7 protein-coding genes and 2 pseudogenes are annotated in these 8,001 nt (G+C 69.5%); 2 read left to right on the top strand and 7 right to left on the bottom strand.

Going from position 1 to position 8,001, the window contains the following annotated elements:
* Nucleotides 1–469: 469 nt before the first annotated feature.
* From LPA27_RS18795 to LPA27_RS18830, 7 genes and pseudogenes are all read right to left on the bottom strand, one after another.
* A pseudogene (locus LPA27_RS18795) lies at nt 470–1,449 on the bottom strand (YeeE/YedE thiosulfate transporter family protein).
* Between the two features lie 165 nt (nt 1,450–1,614).
* Entirely contained in the window at nt 1,615–2,316 is a 702-nt protein-coding gene (locus LPA27_RS18805; RefSeq protein WP_056862598.1) for a hypothetical protein, read from the bottom strand.
* A gap of 56 nt (nt 2,317–2,372) precedes the next feature.
* On the bottom strand, nt 2,373–3,026 hold the full coding sequence (locus LPA27_RS18810; RefSeq protein WP_228943495.1) for an anti-sigma factor family protein: 654 nt from the start codon (nt 3,024–3,026) through the stop codon (nt 2,373–2,375).
* Entirely contained in the window at nt 3,023–3,514 is a 492-nt protein-coding gene (locus tag LPA27_RS18815; RefSeq protein ID WP_035906936.1) for a sigma-70 family RNA polymerase sigma factor, read from the bottom strand. The genes LPA27_RS18810 and LPA27_RS18815 overlap by 4 nt, the downstream gene beginning before the upstream one ends.
* 130 nt (nt 3,515–3,644) lie before the next feature.
* The gene (locus LPA27_RS18820; protein WP_228943497.1) at nt 3,645–4,298 is read right to left on the bottom strand and encodes an alpha/beta fold hydrolase; all 654 of its coding nucleotides are present in this window, start codon (nt 4,296–4,298) and stop codon (nt 3,645–3,647) included.
* 82 nt (nt 4,299–4,380) lie between these two features.
* Nucleotides 4,381–4,878 (bottom strand): uracil-DNA glycosylase, encoded by a 498-nt coding sequence (locus LPA27_RS18825; protein ID WP_228943499.1) that lies wholly within the window; start codon nt 4,876–4,878, stop codon nt 4,381–4,383.
* 412 nt (nt 4,879–5,290) lie between these two features.
* The gene (locus LPA27_RS18830; RefSeq protein WP_056862601.1) at nt 5,291–6,217 is read right to left on the bottom strand and encodes a LysR family transcriptional regulator; all 927 of its coding nucleotides are present in this window, start codon (nt 6,215–6,217) and stop codon (nt 5,291–5,293) included.
* Nucleotides 6,218–6,310: 93 nt separating this feature from the next.
* On the opposite strand from LPA27_RS18830, the gene LPA27_RS18835 reads away from it, so the two are divergent.
* Together LPA27_RS18835 and LPA27_RS18840 are read left to right on the top strand one after the other, a co-directional pair.
* Nucleotides 6,311–7,453, top strand: coding sequence for a TDT family transporter (locus LPA27_RS18835; RefSeq protein WP_228943501.1), 1,143 nt, complete (start codon nt 6,311–6,313; stop codon nt 7,451–7,453).
* A gap of 163 nt (nt 7,454–7,616) precedes the next feature.
* Nucleotides 7,617–8,001, top strand: a pseudogene (locus LPA27_RS18840) (hypothetical protein); the annotation flags it as partial.

Below are 8,001 nucleotides of genomic sequence, written 5' to 3' on the forward strand. Positions count from 1 at the left end.
GCCGAGCACGGCTACCACCTCACCTCGCTGCGCGCCTTCGACCTCTTCCCGATGACGCACCACGTCGAGTGCGTCGCGCTGTTGACGAAAACCGACTCTGACCTGCGGTGATGCGATTTGGGTCCTCGAGGTCGATCCCTCGGAACCGGCCCTGAGGCTCGCTTTGGGCTCACTGTGAAGGCTCTTCCCAGATGAGGGTGTAGGCCGGGCTGGCGCGTCGGTCCCCAGGTAGGCGTCGAGGTCTTCCGAAGATGGAAGTTCTGACGCTCACCATCTGGAAGACCTCGACGTGCCCGACGCTACCCCGCCGGCCGGCTTCGGCCGCCCTGACCTGACCACCTTCGCTCGACTCGATGGCCTCGGTCTGGCCGTGATTGGGCAGCGACTCGAACGGGTCTGCTGCACTGAATCGTGTCACCAACCCATGGGGCCGTCATCCTGTCACCGGATGGTGCAGCAGACCCAGGTGCTATCGACCAGCGGTCGACGACCGCTTTGCGACTCGGCTCGCGCCGAGCCCCGCGACCCAGACCCCGGCGACCATGGCTGCCACCACCACGAGCGAGGAGACGTTCAGCTGGGCGACTCCGGAGAGTCCGTGGCCGAGGTTGCAGCCCCCAGCGATCCAGCCTCCGGACCCGAGCAGGAGCCCACCGCCCGCGAGCTGGACGTAGCGGACCGGCTCCTCGCCACGGACCCAGAACCCGCCCGCGATACGAGCCGCAAGGGTGCCACCCGCGACGATGCCCAGGAGGAACGTGATCAACCAGTAGTTGGTGGGGGAGCCGCCGGCGATGCTCGCGACGGCACCGACAGAGCTGGGGCCGAAGCTGGCGCCGCCCAGGCCCGCCAAGGCCCATCCGCCGGTGATCGCGACCCCGAGGCCCACTCCGATCCGTCGCCACCCCCACTGCCAGTCGTGGGCCGGGGACTCACGACCCGGCCGAAGCCGGAGAGCGATCGCGACGCCGAGGAGGAGCAGGACGGCCACGCCGAGGCGCGGCACCCCGAGCAGGCCGGGGATGGTGGCGGCCTCGCCACCCGCAAGCACGGTCGGCCCGGGCAGCGTGAGCTGGCGGGCGATCAGCTCACCCGCTGCCCAGCCGGTCAGCCCGGCCAGGGCACCGAGCATGCCTGAGCCCAGCTTGTAGAACAGCCCGAGACGCATGACTTGGCCACGACCATTCCGATGCCGATGATCAACCCGCCGGTCACGTTCGCCACCGGACGGAAAGCCAAGCCTTGGTTGAGGCCGCTGGCGCCCGGAAGGAGCAGTAGCAGCGCGAGGCCCACCGAGGCCAGCGCCACGCCGAGGGCCCAGCCTCGGACCAGGAGCAACCGGCCGTCCAAAGAGCCGCGGATCGCGGAGTGGAAGCACAGCTGCCCCCGCTGCAGCGCGTAGCCCATGACCACGCCGGCCACCGCTCCGGTGATGACGGAGGTGATCATGCCCAGGTGGGGATGGCGCCAGTGACTGGCGGGGCGGTCATCGTGGCTCCAGGTGGGGTGTCGGCATTCGTTGATTCTGCCTGCCCCAGGGTGGTCCGCTCGACCGACGAGTCATGTCCGAGGTGATGATCGGTGCGCGATGACGGGAGAGCGCTCGGATCTCCTTCAGGATGCGCCGTTGATGCGGAAGTCCACGGTCTCAACCTTGGAGGCGACGCCGATGGCTTCCAGGTCGCGGCGGTCGATGCGTCCGTCGGCGTTCTGGTCGGTGACGACGGCGGGTGCGTCGTTGTAGATGCCGTCGTGGTTCAGGTCGTCGATGACGGCAACGGTCAACGTGGTGGTGACGTCCTTGCCGGCGATCGGGGCGCCGACGATCCAGGTGTCCCAGATCTCGACGTCGTTCTCGGAGCGGTCGGTGACGCCGGTGAGGTTGAACAGGTTGGCCAGGTTGGTGCCGGGCCCGGAGAAGCCGGGGAGGGTGCTGTTGGTGGTGCTGGTGAGCACGACCAGGCCGGGCATCCGGTCGTCGGCACCGGTCGAGAAGCTCCCGGGGAAGGGAGCGGTGTTGTTGTGCGCGGCCGGCCCGGTCAACTGGCTGGCGGTGAAGCCGGTGCCTGCGAGCGAGGTGTCGTCGAACTCGATGTCGAGGTCGACGAACCACCCGGCTCCGGCGATGCCGGCGTTGTCGCCGCGTGCGGGGGCGAGGATCTCGACGTCCACGGACTTGGCCGCGTCATGGCGGTCGCGGTGCCCTGGCCCGGAGGTGGCGGAGGCGCTGCCGGTGGTGGCGGCGTAGGTGCCTGCGAGTGCTGCGGTCACGGTGAGGGTGGTGAGGGCGGTCAGGGCGGTGGTGGTCTTGTTCATGGTGGGTCCCTTTCGTCGGGTGTCGGGCAGGGGTACGCCGTCTTCGGCGGATCGGTTCACCGAGTGGTGGCGGAGATCACGAGACCACCGTCGGAGTCGGTGACTCGAACCTGGGCGACATCGCGCGTGGCGAACGCCGAGGCCCCGGTCACGTGCGCTTCGCCATTGCCGGTCGATCCCCAGGTGGCGACCTGCTGGCGCTCTCCCTCGGGTGAGACCAGCCAGGCGACGAACTGCTCGTCTTGTGGGAGCCCCCGCAGGTCGAGCTCGACCGACGTGCCCCACGGCTTGGCGCTCAGGGAGGCCGCACCGGTGGCGCTCGCTCCCGCCGGTGCGCTCAGGGCGAGAGTCGTAGCGACGGGTGCGTCGGGTTCGAGGACCACCGCCGTGCCGACACCCGCTCCCGCGACCAGCACGACCGCGGCGGCAGCGGTGAGGAGCAGCCGGCGACGTCGACGACGGGTCCGCAGGGCTCCGATCGCGTCACCCAAGGCAGCATCGGAGGTTTCGCGGTGTGCTGATGACGGCGCCCCGGCCCGCAGCAGCGCCGGCAGCCCGGCGTACGTCGCGAGCTCGTCGCGGCACGAGGCGCAGGCCGGGAGATGGGCCTCGAGCCGGGCCCGGTCGTCGGCGTCGAGACCGCCCAGGACGTAGGGGCCCAGCAGGTCGCGCAGCCGGTTGTGGGCGCGGTCCTCCTCGTGCTGGTTCATCGCTCGACTCCCATCTCTTCGAATGCGGTCCGCAGGATGCGGATCGCGTAGTACGAGCGTGACTTCACGGTGCCGGGGCGGAGCCCGAGGGTGCTGGCGGCCTCGGTGACGGTGGCGCCGCGGTAGTAGAGCTCGTCGACCACGGCCCGGTGCTCGGGTGAGAGCCGGTCCAGTGCCTGCTCGACGACGTAGGCGTCGACGAGCGCGTCGGCGCGGTCACCGACCGACTGGGCTGCCACGGTGTCGTCGTCGCCGATCAGTCGTGGGCGGCGCTCGTCGGCGCGCCACAGGTCGATGACCAGGTTGCGGGCCACCGCGAACAGGTAGGCCCGCGGCTCACCGCGACTCGGATCGATCCTGTCCAGGTTGCGCCAGCCGCGCAGCATCGTCTCCTGCACGACGTCCTCGGCCCGGCCGCGGTCATCGACCAGGCGCAGCACGAAGGTCATCAGCGCCGTTCCGTGTCGTAGGTAGAGCTCGGTCAGCACCCGTTCGTCGGCTTCGGCCGTCCTACCGGGTGCCCGCGAGCCCGGGCGTAGCGATCTCACGAGCCTGGGTACGACGCGCTCTCGGGATCGGTTCACCGTGTCGCGCCGTGCACGACGGCTCCGTGGGGGCTCACGGGGCAGCGAAGCGCTTGAGGCGTTGGAGCATCGCGTCGAGGACCGGTCCGGCCTGGTCGGTGGCGAAGATGTTCTGCGCGTGGGCCGAGCCCGGAAGGATCATCACCGCGTTTTCCTCACCGGGCGAAGACTCGGCCGACTCCGTCGAGACGTGGGCCACCGGCTCGTCCTTGCTGGCCACGAAGAGCTTCGGTTCCTCCCCGAGCCCCTCGACCGTTGCGTTCGGCGACAGCAGGATCAGTTGATCGGCCAGCTCTGGGTCCTGGCTCGCGAGATCGAGGATGGCGTCGGCCCCAGCGCTGGCCCCGACGAGCGCAACGTCGGCGACTCCCTCGCCCTGTAGCTGTTCCACGGCGTCGCGAATCGCATCGGGGTCGATGTCCTCGACAGCGATCACGCTCGCCCCCTGATCGGCGATCGCGACGGCCTGCTCCTCCCAACTGGCCGCGTCGAAAGCAGCGCCATGTGCGAGGACGACTCCGTAGTCTCCCTCGCCCCACCTCAGCGCCGGGGCGTCGGCAACGACGATCGTCTGCCCTGAGGAGCCGCCGGCTGAGGCACTGCCGGCCGTTTGGGGCGCCCCTCCGCAGCTGGTGAGGGCCAGCACGACGACCGGTGCCACTGCGCTTCGCGTGAGGCTTCTGAGCATGTCCGCCACACTAGGTCGCTTGCCGGTCGAAATACTTACCAGAAGCTGACGGCAGTTGTCCTCGCACCAGGGAGTGGGCCGTTCACCGGCAGAGATCTGCTGCTCGTTCCAGTGCGGTGGTGGTTCGCTGGAGGGCCTCCTGGCGCCGGTGTCCGTTGACAGGTGAGGGATGGGGAACGGCCAGGGTGGGGATGACGACCGGATGGTCGGTGAGCGTGAGGTACCGCATCCAGCCCTCAAGCGCCGCGCTGCCGAAGGGGACCACCACCCGGAGGTCGGTCAGTTCGGCGAGCAGCGCACTCAAGGCGGGCCGGGCATCTTCCAGGTCATCGACCCGGGGGCTGCGGCGTCGACCTCCAGAGCTGGTCAACGCCCAGGGGACGACGTTCCAGCGCAGGCAGTGCGCCGGGTCGAGCCCGGAAGGGCTCAGCGCCCGACGGACCTGTCGGGTGGTGGCATCGTCGTTGTCGAGCGAACTGAAGCCCAGGTCGCCCGCCGCGACCGTCCTGGGGCCGGGCGCCTCCATCAGCAGCAAGACCCGAGCGCTGGTGCCCGCGCCGTCGGGGTCGAACCAAGGCACGAACCTGGAACCGGTCGAACCTCCCAGCCGCCACCGCTCGACCAGCTCGTTCAGACGGCGGACCGGGGTGTCATGGACGCGGGCTCGCTTGCTTGCGGGGTCTGGTCGCACGCAGTCAGTTCCAGCCCACGGGCGCGACACCTGTAGCGATGCATGGGCGCACGAGGCCGGCGACCACCGGGAGTGGGAGCGCTTGCTCGTCGCGGGCATGAGGCGACCACGTCATGAGCGAAATCCTATGCCGAGCGCGGCCGAGCCGCCTGCTCGCGCCTACACGTCCGCGAAGCTGGGACACAAGGCCGTGTTGTGGGGGTACACCACGAAGCCGGCGAGCAGCAGGCCTCGCTCGGCTTGCTCGTGGTGCTCGGAACCCTTGCTGGTGGTCTACCAATTCGTCGTGCAGGGGCTCTGGTCAGCGTTCGGTCGTCCGCGCGATCGCCACGAGATCACGCACCGCGCCCGCAGGCGGATTCTTGGTTCCGACCCAGACGGCGCGGAAGTACCGTCTCAGATCGAGGTCCGAGACCGCCACGACACTCAGGCTCCCGGAGGCTACGTCGTGCGCGACGACGCGACGGCTGAGGAACGCCGGCGCGCTACCGGCAAGGACCGCCTCACGTACAGCGGTCGCGGTAGTGAGCTCCACCTCCGGGTCGTCCACCACCAAGCCATGCTTGGCCAGGGCGATCTCGAGGACCTCGCGGGTGCCCGAGCCCTCCTCACGACTGGTCAGCGCAAGTGCTGCCACCTCCTCGGGCAACAGAGGGGTGGGTCGTCGACTCAACGGCGTGCCGGCCGCCGCGACCAGGACGAGCTCGTCTTGGGCGACGATGACAGACCGCACCGCCGCCGGCGCCTCGACTCCCTCGACGAAGCCCACGTGGGCCGTTCCTGCGCGAACCGCTTCGACCACGTCGCGGCTGTTGGAGGCATGGAGACTCACTGACGTCGCCCGGTAGCCCTCGCTCTGCTGTCGCTGTCGCAGCTGCACCAGCCAGCGGGGGATCAGACTCTCTGCGATCGTCATGCTCGCCCACACCACGAGCTCGCGACTACGGTCGCCGCGCAACCCCTCGATCGCGATGTCGACCTCTTCGGCCAGATCGAGCAACCTCGCCGCCCACTCGGCTACGACCACGCCGGCCTCGGTGAGCTGTGATCCACGTGCGCCGCGTCGCACAAGCGTCAGCCCGGTCTGGGCCTCCATCGCCCGCACGCGTTCAGACGCGGCCTGCTGGCTCATGCCGTTGGCGCGGGCCGTACCACCGATGCTGCCATAGCGGGCGATTCCCACGAGAAGCCGCAGTCCATCGAGGTCGGGAAGATGGGGAGAGGACACAGATCAAACCTACCGTCAGTCACAAGCGCTGGTTGTGGATGCACAACTCGGCGGGGACTACTGACCCACGCTGCGCGCTCGCAGACTGACGTCATGAGCATTCTCCAAGCCCGCGCCAGCACCAGCGTGCGCCCCGCGGATCGTCGTTCCTTCCTGACCGATCTCGAGGGACAGCCCGCGTTCGGATTCATCGGCCCGAACTGGTTCGCCTCAGTGATGGGCACCGGGATCGTCGCGAACGCCGCCGCGACCCTGCCCGTCAAGGTCCCCGGCCTTCTGCCTTTCGCACGGACTGTGTGGGTTCTCGACGTGGTCCTGCTCGTCGTCATCAGCACGGCCACGCTCATCCACTGGACGCAGCACCCCCGCGCCGCGCGGGGACACCTCGACAACCCGGTGATGTCGCACTTCTACGGCGCCCCGGCCATGGCGCTGATGACCGTCGGTGCAGGTGCGCTGCTGGTCGGTCAGCCGCTGGTCGGCCAGGGCACAGCCGTGGGGATCGACTTCGTGCTCTGGACCGCCGGCACCCTGCTCGGTCTCTGGACCGCGGTGGCCGTGCCGTACAAGGCCTTCACCACCCACGAGGTGAAGCCGGACGCCGCCTTCGGAGGCTGGCTGATGCCGATCGTGCCGCCCATGGTCAGCGCGGCCACCGGCCCACTGCTGCTGCCCCACCTGCCCGCCGGTCAGTGGCAGCTCAGCATGCAGCTGGCCTGCACGATGATGTTCGGTCTCACCATCGTCGCCAGCCTGGTCGTGATCACGATGATCTGGAGTCGGATGGTTCACCACAAGGTCGGGGCCGCGGCCGCGGTGCCCACGCTGTGGATCGTGCTCGGCCCGCTCGGCCAGTCGATCACCGCCGCGCACACGCTTGGAGCAACCGCGACCGACGTCTACCCCGCACCGTACGGGCGCGCCTTCGAGGCCATGGGGCTCGTCTACGGGGCACCCATGTGGGGATTCGCCATGCTGTGGCTCGCGCTCGCGATCACCATCACGATCCGCACCGTGCGAGCAGGCATGCCCTTCTCGCTGACCTGGTGGTCCTTCACCTTCCCAGTCGGCACCGTCGTCACCGGGACGTCAGGACTGGCCGCCATCACGGGTGCGCACTTCCTGGTCGTCGCTGCAGTGCTCTTCTACGCCGGTCTCCTGCTCGCCTGGGGGACCGTGGCGGTTCGTACCGGGCGCGGAGTGTTCTCCGGCCACCTGCTGCGTGCCCCGGCCTAACACCCTTTGGCCCCGGACTGTGCTGACCCGGCACGTAAGCATGGTCGGGCTCGGTCACGAGCGACTAGATTCGACACGGCATCGACATGTCAGGCAGCGATGTGAGTCAGGCCTGCGCCTGGCGGTCGAGTCGGTGGCGGAGGGTGCGGTACCCGATGCCGAGGTGAGCACGACGACGCCTGCGGTGACAGAGCTGGCGGGCAGGGTGAGGATCAGGATGCCGGAGGACGTCCGGCCGAGTGTCGTGGCCGACGGCATCGCCGAGTGCCAGATCCGGTTCCCCAACGTTCCGATCATGTTCTGCGAGACCCGCAAGCTCGCCCAGGGGCGGACCTACCGCTTCCTCGCAGCTGCGAGCGTAGGACTGGCCGAGGAGATGGTCGGCGCCAATGCCGCACGAGCCCTCGAATCGGCACCGCCGCTCGCGCCCGCGCCGCCCGCCCCCGAGCCGCCCGCCCCCGAGCCGCCCGCGGACGCTCCCGCGTCGGCGAGCGCTTCGAGGTCGAGGTCGGCCCCGTCGCCCACGGCGGTCACTGCGTGGCCCGTGT

It is taken from the genome of Nocardioides sp. Leaf374, assembly GCF_916862475.1.
In the GTDB taxonomy this organism is placed as follows: domain Bacteria; phylum Actinomycetota; class Actinomycetes; order Propionibacteriales; family Nocardioidaceae; genus Nocardioides; species Nocardioides kribbensis.